Raw genomic sequence first — 26,851 nt, 5'->3', positions numbered from 1 at the left:
GTAGTATACGTATAGTAAGTGAAGTCTCTAGTAAGTAATTGTGCCTAATTATGACGAATTCGTCAAGCTTACTCGCAAAAAAAGAAGAGCTGACCATATCGGACATGGCACAGCACTCCTGTTAAGGCCGATCCGAATACCATTTTATAGTCCGTTCCAAACCTAGGGGCAATGAAAACGCGGGTTTCCACAACACTTCATAATCAAGTCTAGAAATGTCCGCCAATACCACAACTGGCTCCTCCGGCTGCTCATCGCCAATTCTGATATTTGCTTCGCTTCCTATAAGGCTGCCGATCAATCTGACCATGCGCTCCAGTTGAACCGGCTGTCCGCTTGCAATATTTACTGTTCCCTCGCAGGGACTTTCGAATAGACTAACCAGTGCATCCGCCGCGTCCTCGATATACAAATAATCCCGGTACAGACCGCCGTACCTGCAATAAGCTTCTTTCTTGTTCAACAAGGAAGTAATCGTAGACGCCACCAGTCTTTTACCCGGATCATGGGGACCGTACAAATGAAATAACCTGCCCCATGCGCAGCTAAAGCCGGCTATCCGGGCATAGGATTCCAGCCAGACCCGCAGGCTGTTTTTGCAGGCTGCATAAGCATGAATATAAGAATCCGGCGATTCCTTCTCCGACAATCCCCCTTCTCCCCATACATATTCCGCGCCCGTTCCGGCTACAATTATACGCTTGCCGCCGCTTTGGACAAACTGATGAATAAGCGCCATGCTGCACCTTGTCCATTCATAATTGGCCAGGGACCGGTAACATTCCGGAGGAACGGCGTCCCAAGCAAGATGGATTAACGAATCGGGCTTTACCTTCCCGATAAACCGTACCGCCTCGTCCGCGCTCAGCAGATCGACCTGATGCCAAATCCCGCCTAATGCAAGCTTGGATTTTCTGTAAGTGGCATGAACCTCATACCCTTTTGCCAGCAGCAAAGCAACTACATACCGGCCAATCCAGCCGGTTGCGCCAGTCACGGCTACCTTATGCACCACAAGTCATCCCTTCCCTCCGATCAGAAGTAACCTACGCTAACGTAATCTTAACGACCTGAATTCCGGGATACGCCGCAAATCCTCCGTAATTCCCGCAAGAGCTAAATATTTAGCCTCTAGTTCCTGCAAATTAAATAGATGATGGTTTCCCATATTGCTCTTCAAAGCATCTTCCGGAATCGTGGGGCCAATCTGCATTTTTCTTGCACGCATCGCGTGATTCCACGGGCTGAACGAGAACTTCATAATAAAAGCCGGAATCAGAAGCACCTCATAAGGTTTGGTCGTCCAATGCCTGCCTGCCGTGTATCCGCCGCTTCTGTATTTATGAATAAATCTTCCGTGATACAAGGCTTGAGGATCTGCCGGGAATAAGCCGTGATAGCGTTGTTTGACCAGCGGCAGCGCATAGATAGGATCCGTATAGTAACCTGGAGGATCAACCATCGTAATGGTCCGCACCGAATACATTTTTCCGCCAAGCGAATCCAGGATCTGAAATAGCTGAATGCCGTATCGGCTGACGAGAAACTCCGTTGTATTCAGCACGATTTTCCAGCCTGATACCGCCTTCTCGATACTCATCACTTCCTTGTCGACCTTAACGGCATGGAAGTCCGGAACGACGGAATCCCTGATTTCCCAGTGAGGAGCGAGCTTCCGGATAATGTCCGCAGATCTGTCCGTTGACCCTCGGTTAATCATAATGCCATGGTCAAATAAGGGAACATGATGCATCAGCCACCAAGGCAGCAAATATGCCTCATTATAGAAGTGAGAAATAAGCGTCGCCATCTGTTTCACCCCCTATTGACCCTCTAAAACTTAAAGGATGCTTTATCTACTATTATATGAAAACCAACTAGAAGGGTTCTTGTAAGGTAGGTCTCAAGAATCACCGGAGAGGAATAGGAGGAGTGAATATTTTTCAATTGACGTAAACGCTTGCATGATTTATAGTGATAACGAGCCAAATATATAACAAGCCTTTTGGCATGTTACTAGTTCGACTAGGCATGAGCCAAGGAGAGTATCCGCCCGGAATACGGCGGTGTCTTTTCTTGGTTTTTTTGTGCTCAAAATGGGGAATTTACTACTGAGAGGAGGGATTGACGTGGGACTTACGGGACAACTTCGGATCGATCGGATCGTTGGCAACAATGTCATCCTAACGATGGAACCGAAGTCATCGAGGGAATACGTGCTGTTTGGCAAAGGCATTGGCTTCTCATGCAAGGGCCAGAAGTTTATCGATGCCGAAGACCCGCGAATTGAGAAGCGGTACCGGCTTGACGACCGGGATAAAGCGCTGCATTACCATTCTCTACTGGAGGAATTGGACCCGGAAGTGGTGCAAATCTCCGAGCAGATCATTGATGAGATTCGGGAACGGCTGGGAACGCCTGTCGATCCGAAAGTGTACTTCGCCTTACCGAGCCATATCCAGTTTGTCGTCTACCGGTTAAGAAACGGCATGGAAATCGTCAATCCTTTCCTGTATGAAACAAAGATGTGTTATCCCCAGGAGTTCAAGATCGCCGCCAAGGCAGCCAAGATGATCAGCGAGAAATTCGACATCACTATCCCTGAAGATGAAGTTGGTTTTCTAACGTATCACGTGTATTCGGCAGCAGGGTCCGTAACCGCAGGACAGATGGTTCAGCTGACGGAGCTGATGAACGAGATCGTTGAGCGGATCGAAGGCTGGCGGGAAGCGCCATTGTCTAAGAAGAGCTCGGATTATGCCAGGCTGATTATGCATTTGCGTTATATGATGGAACGTATTTTGCAGAATAAGGAAACCGAAAATCCGTTCTCCGCAGAGATTAAAGACAAAATACCTACTGAGCACCAGAAGGCGGAATTAATCGCGCAAATGATCGGAGAAAGACTAAACGTCAAGGTCTCCTCCGACGAGATCGGTTATCTCGCGATGCATTTGTACCGGTTGTTCCGATCGGTGGATGCAGAATGAACATAGACAGACAACAACATGGATAGCAAGGAGTAGATCATATGAAATGGTTTGGCAAAAAATCGAATTCCGTTAGTGTAGCTGCACCTCTTAGCGGCAAGCTTGTTCCGCTGAGCGAAGTGCCTGATGAAGCGTTCGCGCAGGGTTTAATGGGAGAAGGCGTTGCAATCGAGCCAACGGAAGGCCGCGTCATCGCGCCGTTTGACGGCGTAGTAAGTCATTTGATCGATACGCATCATGCCTTGATCATTGAGCATTCGTCCGGACTGCAGCTGCTTATTCACGTTGGCATCAATACTGTCGCCTTAAACGGCGACGGCTTCAAAGCGCTTGTGAAGACAGGCGATTCCTTCAAAGCGGGTCAAACCCTTCTCGAATGCGATCTGGACAAAATCCGCGATGCGGGTTACCCGGTAATAACGCCGGTTATCGTAGCGAACGAAGAAGGCGCGGAGAAAGTGGAATGCACCTTCAAAACCGTAAATGCCGGAGATCCGGATACGATTAAGGTTGTTCTGAAAACCTAAACTATTGACATGGAGTGAGATAAGATGCTCGCATTTTTGCAAAAGATCGGTAAATCTCTAATGCTTCCCGTCGCAGCTTTGCCTGCGGCAGCCCTTCTGCTTCGTTTCGGCAACATCGATTATGTAAAGGATTTCGGATTTGGCCAGTTCGGCGACTTCCTGAACCATTATATCGCTCCGTTCCTTGCAGCGGGAGGCTCCGCGATTTTTGACAACCTGCCTCTCATCTTCGCGATTGGCGTTGCGATCGGGATGGCCGGCGATGCGGTTGCAACGCTTGCCGCCGTTATCGCGTATCTTGTTCTTACGAACGTGCTGGGCAAAATCCCAACCGTATTCACGGGTCTCGTGGATAAAGACACAACGCTTAACATGGGTGTATTGGGCGGTATCATTGCGGGTCTTGTCGCTTCCTACTTCTATAACAAGTACCATGACATCAAGCTTCCGGATTGGCTCGGCTTCTTTGGCGGCAAACGTTTTGTTCCGATTATCACCTCGTTTGCAATGGTTATCGTAGGTCTTATCTTTGGTCTCATCTGGGGACCTGTCCAATCGTGGCTCGATACGTTCGGCCGCTGGATTGTTGACCTTGGCGGCGTCGGCGCGTTTATCTTCATGACGGCCAACCGGCTCCTCATTCCGTTTGGTCTGCACCATGTCATTAACGCAATCGCCTGGTTCCAAATCGGCGACTACACGGATGCTGCCGGCAACGTCGTTCACGGCGACCTGCACCGCTTCTTTGCAGGCGACCCAACTGCAGGCATGTTCATGACAGGCTTCTTCCCGATCATGATGTTCGCCCTCCCGGCTGCTGCCTTTGCGATTATTCATACGGCAAAACCGGAAAAACGCAAGCTTGTCTCTTCCATCTTTATCGGCTCCGCTCTTGCTTCGTTCCTGACGGGTATTACAGAGCCGCTTGAATTCGCGTTTATGTTCGTGGCACCGGTGCTGTACGTGATCCACGCCGTGTTGACCGGTATCTCCGCATGGCTTGTCGTTGAGCTTGGCATTCATCATGGCTTCGGCTTCTCGGCCGGCTTCCTTGACTACGCGATCAACTATCCGCTCTCCACGAAGGGCTGGATGATTATCCCGATTGGTCTCGTTTACGCTGTGGTGTACTATGTCCTGTTCCGCGTCGTAATCGTGAAGCTCAACCTGAAAACGCCAGGCCGCGAAGACGATGACTTGGTGGAAGAAGGCGCCAAGGATGCAGCTCCGGCAGGTGCGGGCGACGATAAAGCGAGTCAGGTCCTTGCTGCGCTCGGCGGTTCCGGCAATATCGAGAGCATCGATGCTTGTATCACCCGCCTCCGTCTGATCGTAAAAGACGAGAAAGCGGTAAACGACGCTGAGCTGAAGCGTCTTGGAGCGGCAGGCGTTATGCGTCTCGGGAAAGGCGCCGTGCAGGCGATTTTCGGTACGCAGTCGGAACGGTTGAAAGAACAAATTAAAAAACGCATGTAATCAGATAAATAATAGGATGAATCACTTAACTTAAACTTACGAAGTAAGAATCACCACAAATAGCCCAAACAAGGCCATTTGCGTGGCAATTCTTTTTAGGAGGATTTATGGTGGAGAAAGCATACGTAGTTATGAACCCGACGGGCGTCCACGCCCGTCCCGCTAAAAAAATCGTTGAAGCTGCTAAAATTTGCGAAGGCACCGTTTACCTGGAGAAAGGCGGACGTAAGGTCAGCGCAAAAAGCCTGGTTAACGTGCTGTCGATCGGAGCCAAGCAAAATGATACGGTAACCGTCAGTGCCGAAGGAGAAAAAGCTGAAGCTGCGGTTGACGCTATTGGTGCTGTACTGGCTTCTGTAGAAGCATAGTAAGGAGGCACTCAAATGATGGCAACCGAGATAAAAGGGATCGCCGCGTCGGAAGGTTATGCAATCGGCCGGGCGATTATCCTCCGCGAAGAGGCTGTTCCTCAAGGGATTACTTATGTCGAAGCAGGTGAAGAAGCGGCTGAACTCAGCCGCTTCGATTCTGCTGTGGCGGCAGCGCGTAGTGAGCTTGAAGAGCTTCATGCCCGCATGATTGCGGACGGGCGCGAGAAGGAAGCCGAAATTTTCGAAGCGCATTTGATGCTGCTTGAAGACGAAGAATTGATTGGCGCGGCACAGGAACGGATCCGCGGACAACGTTACAAGGCGGAATCGGCGATGAACGAATCCGGCGAAGAAGTAGCCGAAATGCTCGCCTCCCTGGATGACGAATATTTGCGGGAGCGCGCGGCGGATGTCCGCGATGTCAGCCGCCGCGTCGTCCGCAAGCTTGGTCACGGCACGGACGCCGATGAATTTGCTTCCGCATCAATAGACGCAAATACAAATGAGAAATCTATCCTGTTCGCCTTCGATCTGACGCCGTCGGATACGGCCCAGCTTGATCCATCTGTCATCGGCGGATTCGTAACCGCTGTCGGTGGGCGTACCTCCCACTCCGCGATAATTGCCCGTTCGGTCGGCATCCCTGCAATTGTAGGCGCCGGTAATGAAGCGATGAATATTGAGGACGGCCAGCTCGTTATCGTAGACGGCGCGGCCGGACTTGTTCTGGTCGAGCCGGAAGACGAAGAGCTGGCCCGTTATCAAGCGCTGCAAGAAAAAGCTGCGGGACAACGCCTGCTTCTTGAGCAATTCCGCGGCAAGCCTTCGGTTAGCGCGGACGGACATCAGGTTGAACTGGTCGCTAACATTGGCTCCGTGCAAGACGCCCGTCAGGCGCATGAACAAGGCGCCGAAGGCGTTGGCCTGTTCCGTACCGAGTTTCTGTACATGGGCCGTCCCGATCTGCCATCCGAAGAGGAGCAGTTCACGGCTTATAAGGAAGCAGCCGAAGCCTTTGGGCAAGATGCCCCCATCGTCATCCGGACGATGGACATCGGCGGCGATAAGGAGCTGCCAAGCCTGCAGCTCGAGAAGGAAGACAATCCGTTCCTCGGCTACCGCGCGATCCGGATTTGTCTGGATCGGCCTGAGCTGTTCAAGACCCAGCTGCGAGCCGTTTTGCGCGCAAGCGCCTACGGCAATCTGAAGGTCATGTTCCCGATGATTGCTACGCTCGGCGAATGGCGCCAGGCCAAAGCTCTGCTCGAGCAAGCCATGGAGGAGCTCAGAGGCGAAAATATCGCTTTCAACGAACAGATTGAAGCTGGCATTATGATTGAAATCCCGGCTGCCGCCCAAATGGCGGACCGGTTCGCCCGGGAAGTCGACTTCTTCAGTATCGGCACCAATGACCTTGTGCAATATACGATGGCGGCAGACCGGATGAATCCGAAGCTTGGTTACTTATCCGATCCCCTCCACCCTCCTGTCCTCAGGCTGATCAATCAGGTAATCAGCGCAGCTCATAATGAAAACAAGTGGGTCGGCATGTGCGGTGAAATGGCGGGAACGCCAATTGCCATTCCGATACTGCTCGGCATGGGACTGGATGAGTTCAGCATGAGCGCATCCGCCGTCCTCCCCGCCCGCTCGCTTCTCTCGCGTCTTGACCGCGCTAAGCTTGCTTCCGTTGCGGAAGCCGTGCTTGATCTCGACGATGCGGAAGCCGTGCGTTCCTTTGTGGAGCAGCAGGTTCCGGAGCTCTTGGCTTAATCAATGAGAAAACAGCTTTCAACCAATCATCACTAACGAAAATCCCGATCAGAACTGCTGATCGGGATTTTTTGGCATTACGACATTTTATCCCCACAATGAAAACACCAAGGAAAATTTCCGCTCTGATCGATTCCCAACGGAATTTGTCATATCCATGTGGTTAACCTTTAACGGAACCGCCTGTTACCTGCATAAAAGATTTATTGGCAAAAACATACACGATTAGAATCGGCAAAATCGATAAGCAGGCACCCGCCATAATTAAGTGGGTTTGGGTTGCTGCAGTCGTACCGTATCTTAAATCTGCTAAACCAACCGTCAAAGTTTGTAATTTAGGGTTTGTCATTGTAAAAACAAGCGGCAGAATATATTCATTCCAAGCATTCCGGAAAGCAAATAATGCCGCAACGCCTAAGCCCGGTTTCAATAACGGAAGAACAATCCGCCAATATACCGAAAAGAAATTACATCCGTCAATATGAGCCGCTTCATCCAAATCCCGAGGGATTCCTTTGAAGAAACCGATTAGAATAAAAAAGGTAGTAGCATGAGCGCTCATTAGAATAAAGATAATCCCCCATAACGAGGAATTCAGATGCAATTTCACCATAAGCTCGAATTGCGGCCTAATGACAACGGCACCAATTGATATAAACATCGTCGCCGCTTGAAGACTAACATAAATGCTCTTTCCGAAAAAATTTCTGCGATCTATCACATAGGCAGCCATCGAGGCCAACAACAGTGTCCCAATCGTCGTAATCGTACTAATAAATAAACTATTCCAAGTGAATTTGGCAAAGTCTGCTTGTTTCCAAGCATCATAGTAGTTAGAGAAATGCCAAACGCTTGGAAGAATGGTAGCACCCGCCGTCAGCTCCGCATTTGTTTTGAAAGAGCCAAATATCGTAATGAGTACTGGAAAAACAGTAAAAACGGCAACTATTCCAAGAAACACCCAAAGAATGAAGCCTGAAAATATACGTTTCGCTCGCCTGCCAATTTTAGTTATCGGAGCGGTATTCGTTGCTGGTGCTGTGTTCATTACAGCTAACCCCCTAGGCTAGAAAATACGGTTTAAACGTTTGGATAACCAGAAATAACCTACCGTGATGAGTCCGACGATTACGGCAGACATAAAGCCTACAGCGCTGCCATAGCCAATTTGTTGAATCATGGTCGAACTAGAGGATATCGGGAAAAACATCCGATAAACGTATAGATACATAACTTCTGTTCGCCCGATTGGCCCGCCTTCTGTTAAGACCATAATACTCTCGTAACCTTTCAGGGATATGGTAATCGCCAGCATAATAATCATTTGAAGCACTGGCCCCAGCATGGGGATGGTAATGTAGAAGAATTTCTGAGAAGCATTCGCTCCGTCTAGCGAAGCGCTCTCATAGACATCATCCGGAATGTTTTGCAGACCGGCGAGAAATAGGAGCATATAGTTTCCTATTGCCCCCCAAATAGCAACGATAATAGAGGTTGCCATGGCTAGATCGGGTCCAAGCCAATCAATGCTATTTGAGATGATATGATATTTTAATAAAAATTGATTTAATATTCCGTTGTAAGAATTGAAAATGTTAAAAAACACGATAGAAATGACCGCGGTACTCAGTACCGTTGGCATAAAATAAATAGCTCTCAAAAAATTTTTACCTTTAAGGCCTTTATTTAAAATCACCGCCAGAATTAAGGATAAAGGAATCGTGATGATAATTTTTCCCATCGCATAGACCGCGGTATTTACAACTGAGCTCCAGTAAGCTCCATCACTCATCAAATTAGCAAAATTACCAAATCCGATAAATACTTCTTCTCCGTATCCTTGATAATCATAAAACATATATCTAATCGCCCATAAAATCGGATAAATCCCTAAAACCACAGTGAATACGAGACTGGGCAAAATAAATGAGTAAGACTCTCCTAATTTGCGTAGACTGGTCATGTTCGATTTCATCTCCTTAAATAACAAGGATAGGGCATACGAAATGCTCCTATCCTTTTTTGGCATGATCCATGCATTAGAAGTATTATTTGACTAACATTCCTTGCATGCTCTTCGCATCAAAGTCCGGCATGGCTTCCGTTGTTACATCTCCAGACGCCCTAGCTTTATCAAGCGCGGCATTGTATCGCGTATTGGCATCCGAAATCATCTTATCCAAATCTCCGCCGCTAATCACATATTTAATAAATAGGTTCGAGAAACTCGTTCCTTCTACCGTCACGCTTGGCGATATAGGCCACAATCCATCGTATTGTGTAGGGAGGAATCCAGCAACACCAGGCATTTCCGGATTTTTAGACTGCGCCACAATTTCCGGTAGAAGAGACATGCCATAGCCATCTTCATAATAGGTTTTCAATACTTCGTCACTGTACATATACTCCAAGAATGTCCATGCTTCTTTTTTATTTTTTGTCTGGCTGCTGATGGAAAGCCATGGACCTGTTTTCCAGTAACCCGCTACTCCTGCAATATTACCGTTAATCGTAGGAGGCAAAGCCGCTGACCAATTCACTTTTGTCGGGAACTGCGTTTGATAGACATATGGCTCCGCGGAAATTGACAGGTACATGCCAATCTTTCCTTCAGCAAATTGAGCACGCAGCGGATCAATGTCCAGAGCTTCTACGCCCGGAAGCATACTGCCGTCATCCTTCATTTGCTTAAATGCCTTCATGATGTCTGTAAATCCTGAAAAATCATATTTGCCTGTTTTGAAATCGTAGCCATAACCGCCAAGGCCGCTCAACTCGGCGATCGACCTTGGAGCTTTCTCAAAAGAGTTGTCTGCTCCTTTAAAGTTAATCGCAAAGCCATAGGCACCAATATCCTTTCCTGCCTCAGTAAGTTTTTTCGCAACCTCAACCATATCGTTTAATGTGGTTGGAGGGCTTGTGATACCGGCTTTTTCAAAAAGATCAACGTTATAAATGAGCCGGCTTGAATAGCCGTAGTTGGGGAGGGAGTAAATTTGGCCATTCATCATATTTGATTTATCAACAAGAGCTGGTTGAAATTTCGTCTTCATCTCATCATTCAAGTATCCATCCAGAGGCTCCAGATACCCCTTCTTCACGAAAGGAATAAAGTTGCTTGGGGTCGTTCTAATAATGTCCGGTGCTTGCTTGCTTGAGAATGCAATATCAACGGACTGGTTATAGTTCTCGGACAGTCCTTTCAGCTCTACTTCAATATTGTCTGTATTGGTTTCGTTAAACCTGTCGACAACTTCTTGAATGTAGGTCAAATCATGCCGATCCTCTGTCCAATAGTTGAGCTTAACCTTTTCGGCTTTCGTTGTTCCCTGCGCAGACGCATCATTAGACGACTGTGGTGCTGCTTCATTTGTCCCCTTCGACGTATTCGTAGAATTCCCGTTGCCTGAGGAACACGCGCTTAAACTAAGAGCAAGGACTGCAGCTACAGCAACGATTCGAGTATTTTTTAACATGAACGTTTCAACCCCTTCGTTTTTTATACCGGTTATATCAATAATTATAGTTAACCAAAACCAATGTCATAATGGGATAAACCTATCTTGAAGGGGGGTTTTCCGACGGTCTTTCCTCCTATTTGTAATAAGCCTGTTTGAACTCTGAGGGGGTCATTCCCGTATTTTTCTTGAATACCTCGCTGAAATACCGCCGATCCTCATAACCAATATCAGCTGCAACCTCCTGCACCTGATGTCCTTTCATTAGCATGAGTTTGGCTTGGTCAATTCGCTCATTCGTTACAAACTGAAGGAACGTTTGACCAGTAACCTTTTTGAACAAATTGCTGAAGTAACTGCTGCTCAAATGCACCAGCGTGGCACATTCATTCACCGATAAGTCCAAATGAAGATTTCCCTTCATGTATTCAATAGCCCTATGTATAATGCGCTCAGCTTCTGTTGTTCTATGTTTATCTTGTAAAACGCAGCCATTCATGCATAGCTGCTCAAGAGATTTTTGCAATTCTAGCAGCGACATTCGGTCTGTCTTCTTATGCGCTTCAATCTCCGCTTTTAACTCCTGCAAATCTTCCTTATGCAGTTTTTCCTCTAATACTCTCAGGACCATATAAACCAATTCATCATACATCGTGATCAGATATTGCGGATTCGGCAGCGGCTGTATTTTAGCGCAATCCTCATAAATCTGCTGCAATACACCAAGAGCCGCCTCCTGATTTCCCGAACGCACGGCAAAAAGAAGCTCCTTTTCCTGGTCTAACGAATACGTGCGTAAATGCTGACTCATTTGGCCAAAATCGCCGTAACGAAATGCCCCGTTGCCGCCCGTATAAAAATTATAAGACAATGCGCTTATGGCCTGCTGATAGCCGAGATGAATTTCCGAAATAAGGTTTGTGCTCAGGCTCACCCCGATGGATACGGTATGACGCGAGTATAGCGCGCAATTATTGCAACAAATCTCGGCTAATGCTCCAGACTCTATCTGATCTGTAGAATTGTAGATGATAACAAGACGGTTCATGCTTTCTCTAAATACGACCCCTTGCGTATATTCGTTAATCGTCTCCTCCAAAATATTTTGCAAAGCGTAACGGGTGAGCTCTACTTCTCCGATAGGCAGCGTTTGAATGGTTTTCGAAAATCGATCGATTTCGGCGACCATCACAACAAAGCCCTCTCTCTTTAAATCAATTTCAAGAAAATCCCACTTTGCCCTGGCACTCTCCTCGCTTGAAGAATAACGAATGAGCAGATTAAAGTATTCCTGCCTGAGGAGAGGCTTGCTCTCTCTCACTCTGGCTTCCATCTCATATATTCTTTTATGCTTGCTCCGCTCAAGCTCAATCTCTTCCGTTGCCTTTAAGACAACCTCTATAATATCCTCCATTGAAAAAGGTTTAGCTACAAAATCAAAAGCCCCGTATCGAATCGCCTGCTGAGCATAGCTGAATTCCGTATAGCCGCTTAGAAGGATGACTTTGCATGCCGGGGACTTTTCTATTATTCTGCGCGTTAATTCAAGACCATCCATGACCGGCATCCTAATATCCGTCAAGAGGATATCCGGATTCAGCTCTAAAGCCATTTTAAGCCCTTCGTCGCCGTCTAAAGCAGTACCAATAATCTCAATTCCATAATTAGCCCAAGGGATTCCAAGGGATATCCCGTCTATTACGCTTATAATATCGTCCAATACACACATGCTAAACCGTTTCTCCATACCCATCTCTTCCCTTCATTGAGATCGTTAGTGTAATAGAAGTTTTCTGATCCGGGATACTTTCAAAGGTCATCTCGGAGTCTTCGCCATAATAAAGCTGCAGCCGGTGATAAATATTACGCAGCGCATATCCCGTCTTCTGGGTGGGTACTTGTAAGCTTTGCTTAATCTCATCCACATTCATGCCTTCCCCATTATCCTCAACGGTAATAACAAGATGCTCCTCCGTTTTTCTAATCCATATATGAATAAGGCCGCCTGATTTACGATTTTTAAAACCATGCAAAATGGAGTTTTCGACCAATGGCTGAAGAATAACTTTGAGGATTGTAATATCGATGATGCTATCATTTTCCAAGTCTATCGTCACTTTATAGTCAAATAGATTCGTATAACATTTTTTTTGAATGAATAAATATTGTTTCACATGCTCAATTTCTTTCTCTAAAGTTGTATAGTCAAATCCATTATTTAAACCGAGCTGGAACATACGCGATAAGGATAGAACCATCTCCTTGACCTCATCGGATTGATGCAATTGCGCTTTCCAATAAATCGTATTTAACGTGTTATATAAAAAATGAGGATCAATTTGCGCTTGCAAGGCTTTGATTTCCGCCTTGCGTTTCTTAATTTCAATTTCTTCCGTTTCCTTGATCGATAGAGCTAACTCCTCCAACATACTATTGAATTTTCTGCCCACCTGGGAGACTTCATCCTGATATTCGCTTTCAAAGCGAACGCTTAAATCATTCGAGTGTTCAACTTTCACCATTAAGTTTCGAAGCTTCAACAATGGCTTCAGCAGAATAGCCGTGAGAATATTAGAATAAATCATGGAAAGCAATAGACATCCAATCATAATTAGTAACGAAACCCATTTAATCAAACGGATTTGTTTCAAGAGATCTGCTTTGGATTGAACACTAAGCAGAATCCAGTCCTCTGCTAAAGACAGGCTTGAATAATTAATTAATTAATAGAGAGTTGTTAGTTCCTCCATATTCAAAACTGCCTCTCGTATCCTGATTTATATTTTCAATAAAACGGCTCTCATGAAAACAGCTCAAAGTACGGGACTCCGAAGAAAATACAAGATCGCCTTTATTTGAGACCAGATAAAATCGTTGTCCTGTTTCCTCTACATTTTTCATTAGCAGGTCAATCAATGCTTGCTCTTTAATATTCACGATAAGGTAAGTCTCATTATTTAGGCTCTCCGTAAGCGGTTGCATGACTAATGAGATCACCTTTTCTTTTCTCCAAAAAAAGGTATCTTCATGTCCTTCTATCCAAATAGCGTGCTGATATTCTGATATGAGCTTGTACATTTCCGTGTTAAAAAAAGAGTTCTCTTTCAACCGCACGTCATTGGTCGGGTAAAATTCGCCTATAGATGTAGTAATAAGAATAGACTGAACAGCTGGCTCCAAGGCTTGAATTTGTGAGAATGGCGTTTGAATGGAAGATAACAGCTGATAATAATTTTGTGTATCGCCCGCACACGCATTATTGAGGATATCCTTGAAAGATTCGCTGATTGTCAGCGTCATGACCGATACGATGATTTGCCTTAGCTTCTCATCGAAGACCTGGGCAGACTTGTTTAGGCTATTCTGACTTAATTCGGAGGCATTTCTATTCAGTATTTTGGCTGCAATAAAATAAGTCATCGTCCCAGTCGTACTGATCGCTAACGTGATTAAAATGACAAACGAAAGCCAGATCCGCTTCTTATACGATAGCTGATACAACCATTGTTTATATTTCGACATCTCTTTCCCCCTGTTTAAAGCCCAACTCTATGTATCGAAATCAATCGTAACAAAAATAAGATAGGTCCGTATATGAACCATGTCCTCATCCTAATCGGCAAAGGAAAAACGAGCCATAGATGCATTCCTAGGGCTCGTTCTGAATTTATTCGATTAATTGTGCAACAGTGGAAAGATCGAAAATATCTATTTTCCCGTCCGTTTTTACATCCGCTGCCTTGTAGTCAGCCCAGTCAGGGCTTTTGTCCGTCTTGCCGAATGCTGCGGCTACGATCCCCAGATCGCCAATGGACACTTTACCATCACCGTTTATGTCGCCTTTGATATAACCAATGTTGATACTTTTAGAAGCTTCGGCAAGCGGTGTTTCAACACCATTCCCGTCAGCCAAAATAATATTAGTCAACTTAACATCAGTAGAAGCTATCTGCGCATTCGATTTTGCCTTAAGCTGTAAGCGTAATAGATCACCATCCGAGTTAATCGCATTCCCAGCTCCTAGGCTCGCGAAAATAATTCGTACTTTCCCTGGCGCCTTTACCTCTTTGCTTACAATTTCCAAGCCTGCTTTCAATGAGGTTGCATCTACAAAGTCTACTTTAGCTGGATCAAAATTAAGGGTCAGCTCCTGTGCATACACATTTTGAGCGACTTTATCGAGACCAAAGTTCAAGTTAAAAGTTTTTCCAGCCGTTACAGAGGTTTCACCGGTGAGCGTTGCACTAATATCAGAAACGTTTGCCTCGTAAGACAAACCAAAACCAAATGTGTAATCGTCACCAGCTGCATTCGTGTAGGTATAATCGAATGCTTCAGCGTAGCCTGGTACGTCCGGTGCATTTTTTTCTACTGCCTCTTGGCTAGCTGGAATCGTAATCGGCAGCTTGCCTGTAGGATTGAAGCGACCGCGCAGCACGTCGAGTAGTGCTTCAGCCTTAACGCTATAGGTAGCCACGACAGCTGCAGCGCCAGGCTCAACCTCGTTGATAACCCACGGATTGGTCATGTTGATTACTAGGGCAGTCGGGACAGCCGCCTCAATCTGTTTAACCTTTGCCACGTCAATACCAGTTAGCTGATTTAATTGGATTTCCACCGTGGAAAGGTCTGGGTATTCATATGGTTTCGGCCGTAAAACCACGAGGGCGGCGTTCGCCTCCTCGAGCGTGTTCACAATGTTTACCGATGGGTCTTCCTTAGCGATGAGTTGCTTCATTGAAGCTGTCTGGGCCGCACTGTTTGCACCGTTGAAAACCTCCACGTACAGCTTCGTAGTAGCGAGTTTTGTATCGGTCAGGGGCAGCATTCCCTTATCGTTGCGCAAAAGTGTAACCGACTTAAGGTGAGCCTCATCAGCCCGTGCCTGATTTGCAGGCGAGTCTGCGATTTCCTGGGCCGCTGCCGGATCAACGTACGGATTCTCGAACAGTCCGAGATCGAACATCTCCGTAAGCAGAAGTGTTAATGAAGGGGTCAGCTCTTCTTCACCCAGCACACCCTTGTTAACGGCTGAGATGAGTCCGCTCGGGTCATTGTTGTCTGAGAAGATACTCGTTCCGGCACGAATTGCTTTTGCGAACCTCTGTTCAATGGTTAAACCCTCGACACCATAAGCCATGCCGGCCAACACGCCGCTGTCGCTGTTCACGTAACCTTTGAAGCCCATCGTGTTCCGCAACAGGTCGGTAATTAAACCTTTGTTGTAGGCACCTGCCACCTGCTCGAATTGCTCGGTTTCCGAGTACCAAAGCTCTTTCGGGAGCTGATCGGCACTCATCTCGTTATTAGGAACGTTATAGAAGGACATAATCGAGCTCGCCCCTGCTTCAATTGCAGCTTGGAATGGAGGAAGTTGGTATTTGAATAAGCTTCCCTCCGTCGGATAGAGCGTATTCTTGCCGTGCGGTAAGTGCGGGTCCAATCCTCGAAGTACCGCACCGTCACCAAAGAAATGCTTGATGGTGTGGACAACAGAATCGTTGTTGATTTTTTCCCCTTGGAAGCCTTTTACAAGCTCAGTCGCTATCATCGAGTTCAGTTCTGGACTCTCGCCGAAAGTTTCACTGATACGACGCCAACGCGGCTCCGTCACAACCTCAACCTGAGATCCATAGATCTTCCGGATACCGGACGCACGCCACTCTTCGCGGGCGATTTCTGCAAAGTCACGGATAAGGGATTGATCTTGCGTTGCTGCCATGCCCAGTGATCCGGGCCAAGTAGAGAACTGTCCAGAGGCCTCTTGGAAGCCGAACTGGAGAGATTCCGCAATGTTGTTTCGCGGATTGGAGGTGAATACGAGCGGGATACCCAGCGGCGTGCCCTCAGCAATCTCCTGATACGCGTTCGCCCGTGTGGCGATATCGAAGGCTGTAGGATTGTCACGGAGGATAAAGTAACGAATGTGCCGATTTTCGATAAAGTCGTTGACGTTAGCAGCATTCGGATTAGAGGTGATCTGCATAAGGCCGGCTTTCTCCGCCACGCTCATGCGCGGAATGAGGTCAGCCACGCGCTCTGCTGTTGGTTTCTCCCAGTTCTCGTAAATGTCCAGTTGACCGTTGCCGTTCAAATCTCTGTATTTCTTGCCTTCAATCGTGAGTATTTCCTTCACATGACTCGAGATTACGGGTTGTACTTTGCCGTCAGCCGCACTTGTGCTTGGTAGTCCAAGTGAAGATAACATTATTGAACCATCTACAAACAACGCAACTGGTTTAGACTTTTTTGACATTGAATTCAAATTTATCCCCTCGCATTAATCATATTTTTATTTTGTAAGCACTTTCAAAACGAACGGTAACTCTCTAATGACCCATACCAAAACTTGATTAACTTCGTTTATTTAAGGATGATGATCACCCCCTTCATCCCGAGCTAACAAATTTGAGAGAAGTGGCCTAATTTCTACTCGTACAATCTTGAATAAATGTTATACATCAAAACAGCTGCTTGAGCTCTATCCGTTGTTCCTTTGGGATCAATTGCGCCATCAACCCCATGAACAAGTCCCATTCTGACCATTGCGGCAACGCTTTGAACAGCGTAATTAGCTATTTTCCCATGATCCTCGAATTGGCTCAGTTGTTCCTCATTCGAGTCTGTTGTCAATTGTTTAACCGCTCGCAACGTACGCTCTGTTAATACAATCATGTCTTCCCTTGTAATTGGCTCTTGAGGCAGGAACTTATTGTTGCCTGCACCCTCCGTAATGCCAAGGCCTCTGGCGATTGTTACAGCATCATGGTAATAATCGCTTTCTTTTACATCCGCAAATTCGCTTCCAGATCCCTTTCTTACGTCAATCTCTAAAGTCCGTACTAACAAGACTAAAAAGTCGGCGCGTGTAACGGACTGGCGAGGAGCAAATGCCTTGTCGGAGATACCGTTGATAATCCCTTTGGATGCCAAAACCTCAATCTGTTTTTTTGCCCAATCCAAAGCAGCAATATCATCAAATGTTTTTTGAACAAATGCAATGGCGTACTTACTTAAGTGTGTGGTTGAAAAAATGACCGCATTTGCATCGGCATCATACCTGCCGTTAGGAACCGGAACCTTTTTACCCTCTTCATTTAAGTACCACACAACGATATGCTCAGGGCTCTTTAATTCATCGGCGCTCGGTGAATATGGTACAGCTACTGTTATTGTGGAATTCGGGTTATTCCAAGCGATTTTTTGGTCTCCGGTATACAGGCTTATCTCTCTGATAGGTCGATCCCCGATTTGCTTCCCTAGAGCTTGGTCAAGTTCACTAGCATCTGCTTTTCCGATTCTCAACCTAATGCTATCGGCAGTTATTACGCCAGCTTCGAACATTTTATTGGTTATCATAATTGTCCCAAGTGGCGAGGTTACCTTTATTTGTACCAAGCCTCCATTAGAGGCGAACGCGGATGTCGGTAATTCAAGTTCGTAAGCTGTTGCGCCTGATAATGCTTTAATAATGACTTCTATACTTTTTGCTCCATCTTCGTTCGCTGCTATCTGCATGATTGCCTTATCCCAAACCGCCTGGTTTACAGTTGCTGTTGCTATTTTTGTTGAAGCATTCATCTTCACGTCCGGGTTTAATTTTCCTGCTGATGACTGATCCATTGGAGGATTTACAACCGTTCCCGTACCTCCAGAGCCAGACTCCCCTGAATTACCGCTTGTAATCGTCGCGCTCACCTTTGTATCCGGAAGATACATATGTCCGGTCAATTGACTATCCACTGTTTGAACGGATTTCAACTGAAGCGTAGCCGTCCCTTGTCGAATCGTTTTGAATGTTAAGGTCGCGAGAGTTAAAGCACCGCTCTCACCGGCCACTTTGTGCAACTTCGTACTGGCAAATCGCAATTGATTACCTTCAAGCATTGGCTTAATTGAAAATCCACTCGATATGCCGCTTTGAGCTCCCTTGTATTCCAGCATGGTTTGATCAAAACTGAGGCTGAATTCATATCCATACACATCTCTCAAATCATTCCCGGTAACGGTAATCAGCAGCTCATTGCCTAACTCGACCTTGGTGCTAGTCACATTTAAAGTAAAGGAAGGCGCTGCATCTGCATACGTAACCATAGGAGGCACGTATACAAAGCACATTAAAAAAATTAAGCTGAGCAAATACGATTTTTTTCTCAAGATGAAGGCTCCTCCCATAGTAGAGACAAGAGGAACGGCTACGTCCTCCCCTTGCTTCTCTGTTGCTCATTGTTGATTTCAATGTCGTACATAAACATTAGGATGACTTACGATTAGGTGGACATCTTAGCAATTCACCTCCGTCTAATTGCTTAGTCATGCGGTGGCTATGTCTTAGTACCCTGGATGCGGTGTTTTTTCTTACTTGCGATAATTTGGCGCCATTTCGTTATCCGGTACATTAGCGATTGCTATGTAAGAGATTAGGTTAATCATAATAGAAGTGCATACGGAACATAACGAGACAAAACTATTGTGATGGGGGGGATTCATGCGCAATGAAGTATTTAACCAAGGTCGCTCCTATATAGGCGCCATTAAACAATAAAAAAACCTACTTCGAATAAGTAGGTTGAATTTATTGTTTAATGGCGCCAGGGGGATCTCGAGCTATTATTTTTATTAAATTTGAATGGCTTTTCAATAATTATCACACAATTTTGTAGGCCATATCTTATTCTACATCCCTGCCGTCAGCTGTCTCTTCAACCAATCAAATGCCCTGCGCCCACTCACTTCATGGATACCTGGGAAGACATCGGAGGAAAAGTTATCCTTCTTCTCATAATTATCGTATACCTGTTGAAGGTCGCTGATCGCTTCGAGCGCCGATTCGGATGGAAAAATCGGATCATTAAACCCCGACTCCACAAACAAAGGGCGTGGCGCAATTAGACTAATCCATTCCGGAAGCTCTGCACGCGTAAGCATTCCAGGAATATAGTTATCTACGCAATGATGGACAGACATGATGGTTCCTTTGAAGGTACCTGGAAAGCCCGAAAGCACAACCGCTTGAAGACGCTCGTCTAGCGCTGCACAGGTCCATGCCAGTAAAGCCCCGCCGGAGAATCCCATTGCTCCAATCCGCCTTGAGTCAACTTGATCATATGACTCCAAATAATCAAGTGCAGCTAGAAGCTCAGTCGTTCGCAGACCGGTGAGGGTTAGCCCTTGAAGCAGCAGACTTGTGGCTAACTTATAACAAGAGCTGTTGCTTCGCGGATCCTTCCCTAAATCCTCAGCCAGCATCCTCTCTCCAAAACCAACCACATCGGGTGCCATAACGATCATTCCCCGCCCAACGAGATCAAGCGCAAATCGATTATGGCAAGTTGGCTCACCGTCATCGGGAGAGCCGTCTGGCAGCAGGCCGATAATCTCCCGGCTTCCATACCCGTGGCCATGAATGGCGAGTACCCCAGGGAGCGGCCCGTCAAGTCCTTTCGGGATAAGGATATAAGCTGCAAAGCTTATTCCCTCTATTCCCGAAAGCTCCACTCGTTCCCGGATATAAGAACCGCAATCCGTCCGTTCAAGCAATCGCGGCTTTTTTCCCTGCGCAATTGTAGGAAAAGCTCCTATTGTGCCTCGTAAGGACTCAAGAAGACTACTTCTCCGTTCTTCATTACTCATTGCTTGGCTCTGTTCCTTATGTTGTTCTATCGTTTCCTTATATAAGCTTTCAAGCAAATCGTCTGGACTCCACATCAAGTTTCCCCTCCTAATATTGGTTGGCCGATCTTATAGTTGAAGGCCGCGAACCTTTCGCGGCCTTCATTCCACTTATCTTATTCTATCAAATGTGCTATTCAGCTACGAACCCTGATTTGGTTAATAGACGTCTTAACATAACTGCCGATTCCGCTCTTGTTGCAGACTCACTTGCCCCAATCCGATCTGTTGATCGACCATTTAAGATTCCGAGGCTTAATGCTTCTGCAAGATCTTTCCGAGCCCATGTAACCTCGCTCTGATCTTTAAATTTACTAAGCCATACGGTTTGCTCTTCAGCGGTAATCGTCGTTGTGATCCCCGCGTAATGAATAGCTCGAACAACCATTACTGCGAGCTCTTGCCGGGAAATCGTTTGATTAGGGCGGAATGAACCGTCATTGTACCCGTTCACAATCCCGGCCTCCACAGCCGTTTCTACAGCTTTGGCATACCATTCACTTCCCTGAATATCTTTAAAGCCAGTTTCACTTATAGATGATTCAGATAAACCAAGTGAACGTACAACTAGCGCTGCGAATTCCGCACGTGTAATTTTGCGATCTGGCTCAAATTTAGTCTGCGATGTACCTGTTACGATCAATTTTCCGGCAAGCAATTTAATATCCTGCTCTGCCCAGTGACCAACGACATCTGCAAAATTCCTCTTCATTTCCACCACCGTATAGATACTGTTTCCTGGACGCATGAATTCCGCAGAGTTCGCAGTCATCTTGCTAGGAACGAAATTAAGCGAATTATTGCTTGAAGCGTATAGAGCGACGGTAGCATTTTGTGGTGGTGCCGTCTTCAGGAAGATCGAGCGCTTCACATAAGTGCTTCCGAAGCTATCTAATGGGATAGATTTACCATCGGCGCTCTCAATGGACACGTTAAAATCGAAAGCATCAGCGATTAGTGTGCCGCCGACGGTATTCACTTTATCGTTCAGCTTCTTGCTCTCATCATCATTAAGCTTCCGGATGTTTATCCGGACGGACAACTTGCCAACTTCGGTCCCAAGCTGCTTCGCCATATCATCAAGCTTCAGCAGACTGAGCGGCAGAGAATACGTCCCGTAAGTACTTGTCAATTTAATAGAAGCCTTCGGATTGATTAACGCATCTGCAAGCGCCGTTCCTGGAAGAATGACAACGCCGTCGTTAGCCTTCACTTCAACATTTGGATTAGCTTTGAATGCGTTTCTAAGTGTATCCGCGTCAACGGCACCGTCGCTTCCAATGTTGTTCAAATCTGTTCCTGCGTTCACGGATGAACCTGCTTGACCGCCTGAATCTGGAACGGTGACATTTGCTTTGTCCTGAAGAACAACCAGTCCATTCGCTTGTACGGTTACGTTTGCTTGCCCATTCTCTAGGGCATATTCTGTACCGGTGTTTAATTCGACAAGCGTATGTTCCGCAGAAATGGAAATCACTTGATCACTGTCATTGTTATTAACAGCGACCGTGATACCCTTGCCATCTTCCGACTGCAAGCGATAGACATCAATGCCTTCAGCGGAGCTTATTTTTTCTGTGTCAAGCCCTGCCTTGCCCTTCGCTTTCGGATAAAGAACGGTCAGATGGTTCTGATTAGCCTCCGCCGGAACGCGGATATAATTCAGCTTTGTCTCCCCGTCAACAGCCGGTACAATTGCCGGTGCACGTCCCCATTCCTGGGTAATAACAGGATTCTCTGGCTGCAGAACGGTAGTCTCGAGATCCATGTTGTAAGGGCCGGTCGACTCTACCTTATTCCCTTCAATCGTGGACAACTTCGAAGCCACTACGGGCAGATTCCAAATGGTTCCTGCACTCGCTCCTTTAACCTGATCCCAAATCACATAAGCTTCCAAGCCTTTCACGTAAGCGAAATGTCTCGTATGCTTGCCGGAAGAGCCGCTGTTCGGATTCGCAATTCGCAGTGACATCGTATCGATCGCATCATTCGTGGAGAATGACTGATTATCGCTGATGAGCGGCGTATCTAGATAAGAGGAATTTCCTGCTTTCTGGAATTGCATGGTACTATGTGACGACGAGCTGGTATACCATGCCTTCGTTGTAGCGAAATAACTCTCCACACCAGGATCTAGTACAAGCGGAGTACTGTCCGCATACAGCGTGAATGAGCCTTGATCGTAATGGGAATGTCCAAGTGGTGTTTTGTTCGCCATGATCGACATGAAGGACTCATTACTGCTGCCATAATGATTGCGGAACAGATAGACGCCTTCCCATTTGTATTTATCCGTTGATTGCAGCTTCATCGGAGTCGTATCGGTAGCAAACCCGATTGGGGTAAAGAAGCTCTCCATCAGAATCGTCTCCACGCCATTAGCCGGCAAGGATTGCCCCGCCTTCACCCAAGTCTGATACATCTGGGCAGCAAGCTTCGGATTGGTGCGAGCAACTTCGTCGTAATAGAGACCAAGCAGCGAGAATTCGTTGCCGCCTAACAACAAGTCATCGCCAAACGCCGGTGTACTAATGCCATTATTGAAATACGCATATGGCGGTGTTTGCATCGACAGCGTATATTCGAACATTTTCACAAGTTTCGGGAAAGCAAAGAAGTCCTCCCCAGTCTCATTTCTAAGCGCCTTCGCATAAACCGCAAGCCGCGAAAGTACGGCATACGAATAACGTATCGATTCCGGCCACTCGCCTTCCGGTCCAATCGTATAGGTGAGTTGTGCCTTCAACAGCTTGTTTGCATTTACAATCAATTGCTTGCTGTCGTTCAGCTCTGGCAATACCATTGCCAGCATTGCTGCGCCAATGACCGCATCCGATTCCCAGTTACTGGCGCCAATCTGAACGGTATAATCGTCAAGCTCTGTGCGATCCCGTCCATCATTAAGAAACGCGTTCATGTAATTGAGCTTAGCAACCAGATCGGCATGCTCTTCTGGCGAGAAGACACCAGCGTTAGCAATGAACGTATACGCCGAAGCAATAATGGAAGCGACCCGACCGCCTTGTACTTTGCCATAGGCATCAATACCATCTGGACGAGCATCGGTCAGCTGCCAATATTCCGCTCCTTGCAGGAAGTCATTCAAGTTCCACAAGATGCGCTCTTTCGCTTTCTTGGCGTACGTAATATCGCCTGTAACGGCATAGACCAGTGCGTCAGCTTGAATACTCAAGTTGGTGTTTGGCCCCATCGTTGCTTTCTTATTACTGAACAGATCGATAGAACCAATTGTTGTACCTGAAGCATTTTTGTAAGTTATGGTTGCCTTCACGCCGTTTTTAAGCTTCCCATCAATTTTGGCAGCAAAACTTAATGTATAACCAAGTCCCGCCGTAAGCGGTATATCATGAGAGTACAGCCATGCCCCTTGATCGGCTGCTGTTGGGTTGGAAATAAATACAGAACGTGTACCGTCGTTGCTATAATGATTGCGATCTTCCCATGACAGGATCGGACTTCCCTTTACTGTCACGGGCTGCCAATCACTTGGTATGTTCCTTCCTTCTTCAAATCCGTTGTTATCAATCTCCAGATCACCTGCATTAGACGGAGTGATCTTGACGGAGTCGATCCAGGCATGACCCAAACCAGCCGCCTCATTATCGACTGATTCGAGTGTAAATTGCAGTGTAGCCGATACGGTTCCCGCAGGCGGTGTAAACGTTAATGTTGGTGAATCGCTCCACAATTTGTACAATGTATTCAGCTGGTCATAGTCCGGTTTGTCAGCTAGGAATACCTTATATTTCTGCAATTGTTCAAGCGATGTCTGATCGGAAATGCTTTTAGCTTCCTCATATTTGGCTTTCAGAGCAGGCGATTGCGCGATCTTGTCCCGCAGCTCCTGCAGGCCAGATTCGTCAAAGTACATCGTTGCATTCGGTTCAACTTCACTACGCATGACCTGTGCGTCACGCATGTCACGCATCGCATTGTCTAAGCGAACAAGTGCAGCTCCAACCGCTTCTGCATGCCCTTCATTTCGTATTTCAACTATCTGAGACACACTTTCCTTAACAGCATCTAAAGCCGACTGCGGAAAATGTCCTGTCCCATTGCCAACAACAGCGCCTTTTACCAACGCATCAGCATCCGAGAGAACACGATCGACCTTATCCTGGAGCTTGGCGTCCACGATCTGATTCAGACTTACCTCCAAGTATGGACGCTTACTGACGTCTGAAGTATTATTCGAATAAATCTCCGAAGCCCATACCGTTCCAGGTGCATTGTCCAAGCTGAGGGAAAGATTCTTGTCGCCCAGCAGTTCGAGTTGAACCTGGCTCGTTAAATCAACAACACCTGCACCAACTGTATCTTTACCGCCAAGCACAAACGTGTTAATAATCGTGCCTAGCACCGGCGCTCCGGTTGATGGATAGAGAAGCGTACCCTCTTGCCAGTCATCATTCGTCTCGTAATGAACTTGTGTTGTATTCGTGTCCCATTTGTAATTCGTTACCCTGAGGTTCGCTTTCAATACGCTTGCTGTAACAGAGGACAAGTCAAACTTCAGATAACTGCTCCGTCCTTCGCCATAAATTAGCGTATTACCGTTATGCGGAGTTGTCTTCTCCGTCACCCATACGAAAGCATCATCCGTTGGATTTAACTTTATCGTATTATAAGTACCCGTTAAAATATGATTGTCCGCGTACCAAGCCATGACTGCCTTTAGCCCATATTTAGTGCCGTATGGATGGGAAGAACGGGCGTAATGATCAATCGCAAACTGAATATCTTCATCCGGCCGTGGTGCAGTGAAAGCACGATTTCTTATAAATGGAACTTGGTATGTTCCGTCAAGTACCGCTTCAGCATGATCAATCTGCTCCTGCACAGCAAGCTTGGCAGCCTTTGTGTACATTTCCGGCTCGATAAGCAGCATCGTTCTTGCCTGCCAGACAAGTCGGGTTAATTCCTGGCGATAAGTAGAATAAGCTAAATTATTCGCAGCCGTATCAACTACGACGTTCGAAATTAGAGCGCTGTTGATAAGGGCAGTACCTGCATCACGCAGGCGGTTCACACCGTAATCGAGGTCTCGGGTATCATCGGACAGCACAAGCTGCGCATTCTCGATTTCACTCTCGAATTTGTCTTTAGCAGCTTGTGAAACCTGCCCAGCACCCGTACCTACGGTATACCGTGCAAGCAGTGCCTGCGCTTCCGTAATAACGCCTTGCATCGTAAGTAGTTTTGATGGTAAACGCTCCGTCATTTTAGGTGCGATAAAGTTCATGTCTACATGGTCGCTAACATCCCCGTATGTTAGCGTTACGGTCATCTTCACAGTAGCATCTTGTTGATCGGATGCTGGTCGATGAACGTCGCCAGTATTAGAAACTACTTCCGGCTTGTTTGATTGCCAATCGATAGTCGAAAAACCGTATGAGCCGACCGTTGGAAGGTTCACATTCTCATTGACAGTCAAGTTGTTGAATTGGGAGAGAATAAGCTCCTTATCTTTGGCTACACGCTGCTCATCGGTAGGGGTCGGCTGCCGCTGAACAGTCACATGCACATCAAGCGTATCCGTTACGTTACCGTAAGTAATCGTTGCGGTAAGCGTCACCGGTTGGTCTGCTTCCGCATACCATTCCGGACGAGTAACAGTCCCGTTAGCACTAATGACAGAAGGCTGATCGGAAGACCAGGAAATTGTCGAATTCATTTCGCCTTCCGTTGGCAATGTTATATTGCCTGTCACAGCCAAACCTTCAAATTGCATCACTAACTTGGCCTTATCATTGGCGACACGCTCAGCTTCCGTCACGCTCTTCAACGTCTCAATCTCCAATACGGGCCTCAAAGCAGCATTGGAATTATCTTTAGAGACTAGATCAAACGACGGTGACACCGTATAGTCTATCGTTCCATCTGCCTTCGTAGGAATTAATGACAAGGTCAGCGTCTTATCGCCCGCAACTTCGGCCTGCACTGCGGAAGTCACATTAATTGGCATTGCTATTCCCGTTCCGTAAGGAGCCAAACACGGATTGACCGAGCAGGCATCCGGGATAGCTGTTCCAAAGTCAGGGCTATTATTCCAGGTAATCGTATTCTCCGACCAATTGTCGTCTTGCCCCTGATAGACCACATAATTCAACGTATTATTGTTGTTCTTATAAAGCTTCAGCGTGGCGCTCTTGATTGGATCTGTAATGGACGACAAGTCGAATTTCAACATGGGCTGATTGTTATTTCCAACAATTAGAATATTATTGGATCCATAATTGTCGTCCCGGGCATCACGCCAACCTACGTATGGATTCACGTATGAATCGTCGGTTGGAGGCAGCTTGACAACAACAACGCTTCCTTGTTCTTCCGCTAATGCCCGGCCGGGTAATGCAGTGCCAAGCAGCAGCGTACACAAAATGACGATTGCGAGCAGCCCCGATATTGGCCGCTTCCAATAATGATGCATATACATTCCTCCATGGTCGAATTGATCGAACTCACCTCTATGATGTAAGCGGTGTCATTTCGCGATATGTATCAGACAGATAAAACCTACTCATAGAAATGCTAAGCCACCTAACTTCCAGCGGCTTAGCATG

Annotated in this window: 17 protein-coding genes; 5 read left to right on the top strand and 12 right to left on the bottom strand. The window is 46.7% G+C overall.

Annotated features, from left to right (window positions below):
* Window positions 1-121: 121 nt before the first annotated feature.
* Together PJDR2_RS10295 and PJDR2_RS10290 are read right to left on the bottom strand one after the other, a co-directional pair.
* Complete coding sequence (locus PJDR2_RS10295) at window positions 122-1,012, bottom strand: NAD-dependent epimerase/dehydratase family protein (RefSeq protein ID WP_041614193.1); 891 nt, start codon at window positions 1,010-1,012, stop codon at window positions 122-124.
* A gap of 39 nt (window positions 1,013-1,051) precedes the next feature.
* Complete coding sequence (locus tag PJDR2_RS10290) at window positions 1,052-1,810, bottom strand: glycosyltransferase family 2 protein (RefSeq protein WP_015843614.1); 759 nt, start codon at window positions 1,808-1,810, stop codon at window positions 1,052-1,054.
* A gap of 319 nt (window positions 1,811-2,129) precedes the next feature.
* Between PJDR2_RS10290 and PJDR2_RS10285 the strand changes: the two genes are divergently transcribed.
* The 5 genes from PJDR2_RS10285 to ptsP all read left to right on the top strand — a co-directional run bounded on the left by PJDR2_RS10285 (window position 2,130) and on the right by ptsP (window position 7,137).
* Complete coding sequence (locus PJDR2_RS10285; protein ID WP_015843613.1) at window positions 2,130-2,990, top strand: PRD domain-containing protein; 861 nt, start codon at window positions 2,130-2,132, stop codon at window positions 2,988-2,990.
* A gap of 41 nt (window positions 2,991-3,031) precedes the next feature.
* Complete coding sequence (locus PJDR2_RS10280; protein WP_015843612.1) at window positions 3,032-3,517, top strand: PTS sugar transporter subunit IIA; 486 nt, start codon at window positions 3,032-3,034, stop codon at window positions 3,515-3,517.
* Between the two features lie 24 nt (window positions 3,518-3,541).
* Window positions 3,542-4,993, top strand: a complete 1,452-nt coding sequence (gene nagE / locus PJDR2_RS10275; RefSeq protein ID WP_015843611.1) for an N-acetylglucosamine-specific PTS transporter subunit IIBC — start codon at window positions 3,542-3,544, stop codon at window positions 4,991-4,993.
* A 107-nt stretch (window positions 4,994-5,100) separates the two neighbouring features.
* The gene (locus tag PJDR2_RS10270; RefSeq protein WP_015843610.1) at window positions 5,101-5,361 is read left to right on the top strand and encodes an HPr family phosphocarrier protein; all 261 of its coding nucleotides are present in this window, start codon (window positions 5,101-5,103) and stop codon (window positions 5,359-5,361) included.
* 15 nt (window positions 5,362-5,376) lie between these two features.
* Complete coding sequence (ptsP, locus tag PJDR2_RS10265; RefSeq protein WP_015843609.1) at window positions 5,377-7,137, top strand: phosphoenolpyruvate--protein phosphotransferase; 1,761 nt, start codon at window positions 5,377-5,379, stop codon at window positions 7,135-7,137.
* 163 nt (window positions 7,138-7,300) lie between these two features.
* On the opposite strand, the gene PJDR2_RS10260 is transcribed toward ptsP, so the two are convergent.
* The 10 genes from PJDR2_RS10260 to PJDR2_RS10220 form a co-directional block, all read right to left on the bottom strand.
* The gene (locus tag PJDR2_RS10260; protein ID WP_015843608.1) at window positions 7,301-8,185 is read right to left on the bottom strand and encodes a carbohydrate ABC transporter permease; all 885 of its coding nucleotides are present in this window, start codon (window positions 8,183-8,185) and stop codon (window positions 7,301-7,303) included.
* 18 nt (window positions 8,186-8,203) lie between these two features.
* Complete coding sequence (locus PJDR2_RS10255; RefSeq protein ID WP_015843607.1) at window positions 8,204-9,100, bottom strand: carbohydrate ABC transporter permease; 897 nt, start codon at window positions 9,098-9,100, stop codon at window positions 8,204-8,206.
* Window positions 9,101-9,185: 85 nt separating this feature from the next.
* Window positions 9,186-10,613, bottom strand: coding sequence for an ABC transporter substrate-binding protein (locus PJDR2_RS10250; RefSeq protein ID WP_015843606.1), 1,428 nt, complete (start codon window positions 10,611-10,613; stop codon window positions 9,186-9,188).
* Between the two features lie 118 nt (window positions 10,614-10,731).
* Entirely contained in the window at window positions 10,732-12,348 is a 1,617-nt protein-coding gene (locus tag PJDR2_RS10245) for a response regulator (protein WP_041613402.1), read from the bottom strand.
* Window positions 12,326-13,246, bottom strand: a complete 921-nt coding sequence (locus tag PJDR2_RS31870) for a sensor histidine kinase (RefSeq protein WP_083778096.1) — start codon at window positions 13,244-13,246, stop codon at window positions 12,326-12,328. The genes PJDR2_RS10245 and PJDR2_RS31870 overlap by 23 nt, the downstream gene beginning before the upstream one ends.
* 64 nt (window positions 13,247-13,310) lie before the next feature.
* Window positions 13,311-14,117 carry a cache domain-containing protein gene (locus PJDR2_RS31865; protein WP_015843603.1) on the bottom strand — a complete coding sequence of 269 codons (807 nt, stop codon included), beginning with the start codon at window positions 14,115-14,117 and terminating at the stop codon, window positions 13,311-13,313.
* Window positions 14,118-14,262: 145 nt separating this feature from the next.
* Window positions 14,263-16,851 (bottom strand): glycoside hydrolase family 3 N-terminal domain-containing protein, encoded by a 2,589-nt coding sequence (locus PJDR2_RS10235; protein WP_049790039.1) that lies wholly within the window; start codon window positions 16,849-16,851, stop codon window positions 14,263-14,265.
* 173 nt (window positions 16,852-17,024) lie between these two features.
* Entirely contained in the window at window positions 17,025-18,752 is a 1,728-nt protein-coding gene (locus PJDR2_RS10230) for an S-layer homology domain-containing protein (RefSeq protein WP_015843601.1), read from the bottom strand.
* A gap of 519 nt (window positions 18,753-19,271) precedes the next feature.
* Window positions 19,272-20,303 carry a dienelactone hydrolase family protein gene (locus tag PJDR2_RS10225; RefSeq protein WP_015843600.1) on the bottom strand — a complete coding sequence of 344 codons (1,032 nt, stop codon included), beginning with the start codon at window positions 20,301-20,303 and terminating at the stop codon, window positions 19,272-19,274.
* A gap of 97 nt (window positions 20,304-20,400) precedes the next feature.
* On the bottom strand, window positions 20,401-26,718 hold the full coding sequence (locus PJDR2_RS10220) for an immunoglobulin-like domain-containing protein (protein ID WP_015843599.1): 6,318 nt from the start codon (window positions 26,716-26,718) through the stop codon (window positions 20,401-20,403).
* Between the last annotated feature and the right edge of the window lie 133 nt (window positions 26,719-26,851).

Origin of the sequence: Paenibacillus sp. JDR-2 (assembly GCF_000023585.1) — a bacterium.
Lineage (GTDB): Bacteria > Bacillota > Bacilli > Paenibacillales > Paenibacillaceae > Pristimantibacillus.
The sequence above is the reverse complement of the archived record's forward strand: the minus strand, read 5'-3'. Positions and strand labels throughout refer to the sequence as shown.

Coding starts and splice junctions, on each gene's coding strand:
- PJDR2_RS10290 (WP_015843614.1), bottom strand. CDS start 1,810: ATGGCGACGCTTATTTCTCACTTCTATAATGAGGCATATTTGCTGCCT.
- PJDR2_RS10280 (WP_015843612.1), top strand. CDS start 3,032: ATGAAATGGTTTGGCAAAAAATCGAATTCCGTTAGTGTAGCTGCACCT.
- nagE (WP_015843611.1), top strand. CDS start 3,542: ATGCTCGCATTTTTGCAAAAGATCGGTAAATCTCTAATGCTTCCCGTC.
- PJDR2_RS10270 (WP_015843610.1), top strand. CDS start 5,101: ATGGTGGAGAAAGCATACGTAGTTATGAACCCGACGGGCGTCCACGCC.
- ptsP (WP_015843609.1), top strand. CDS start 5,377: ATGATGGCAACCGAGATAAAAGGGATCGCCGCGTCGGAAGGTTATGCA.
- PJDR2_RS10260 (WP_015843608.1), bottom strand. CDS start 8,185: ATGAACACAGCACCAGCAACGAATACCGCTCCGATAACTAAAATTGGC.
- PJDR2_RS10255 (WP_015843607.1), bottom strand. CDS start 9,100: ATGACCAGTCTACGCAAATTAGGAGAGTCTTACTCATTTATTTTGCCC.
- PJDR2_RS10250 (WP_015843606.1), bottom strand. CDS start 10,613: ATGTTAAAAAATACTCGAATCGTTGCTGTAGCTGCAGTCCTTGCTCTT.
- PJDR2_RS10245 (WP_041613402.1), bottom strand. CDS start 12,348: ATGGGTATGGAGAAACGGTTTAGCATGTGTGTATTGGACGATATTATA.
- PJDR2_RS31865 (WP_015843603.1), bottom strand. CDS start 14,117: ATGTCGAAATATAAACAATGGTTGTATCAGCTATCGTATAAGAAGCGG.
- PJDR2_RS10235 (WP_049790039.1), bottom strand. CDS start 16,851: ATGTCAAAAAAGTCTAAACCAGTTGCGTTGTTTGTAGATGGTTCAATA.
- PJDR2_RS10225 (WP_015843600.1), bottom strand. CDS start 20,303: ATGTGGAGTCCAGACGATTTGCTTGAAAGCTTATATAAGGAAACGATA.
- PJDR2_RS10220 (WP_015843599.1), bottom strand. CDS start 26,718: ATGCATCATTATTGGAAGCGGCCAATATCGGGGCTGCTCGCAATCGTC.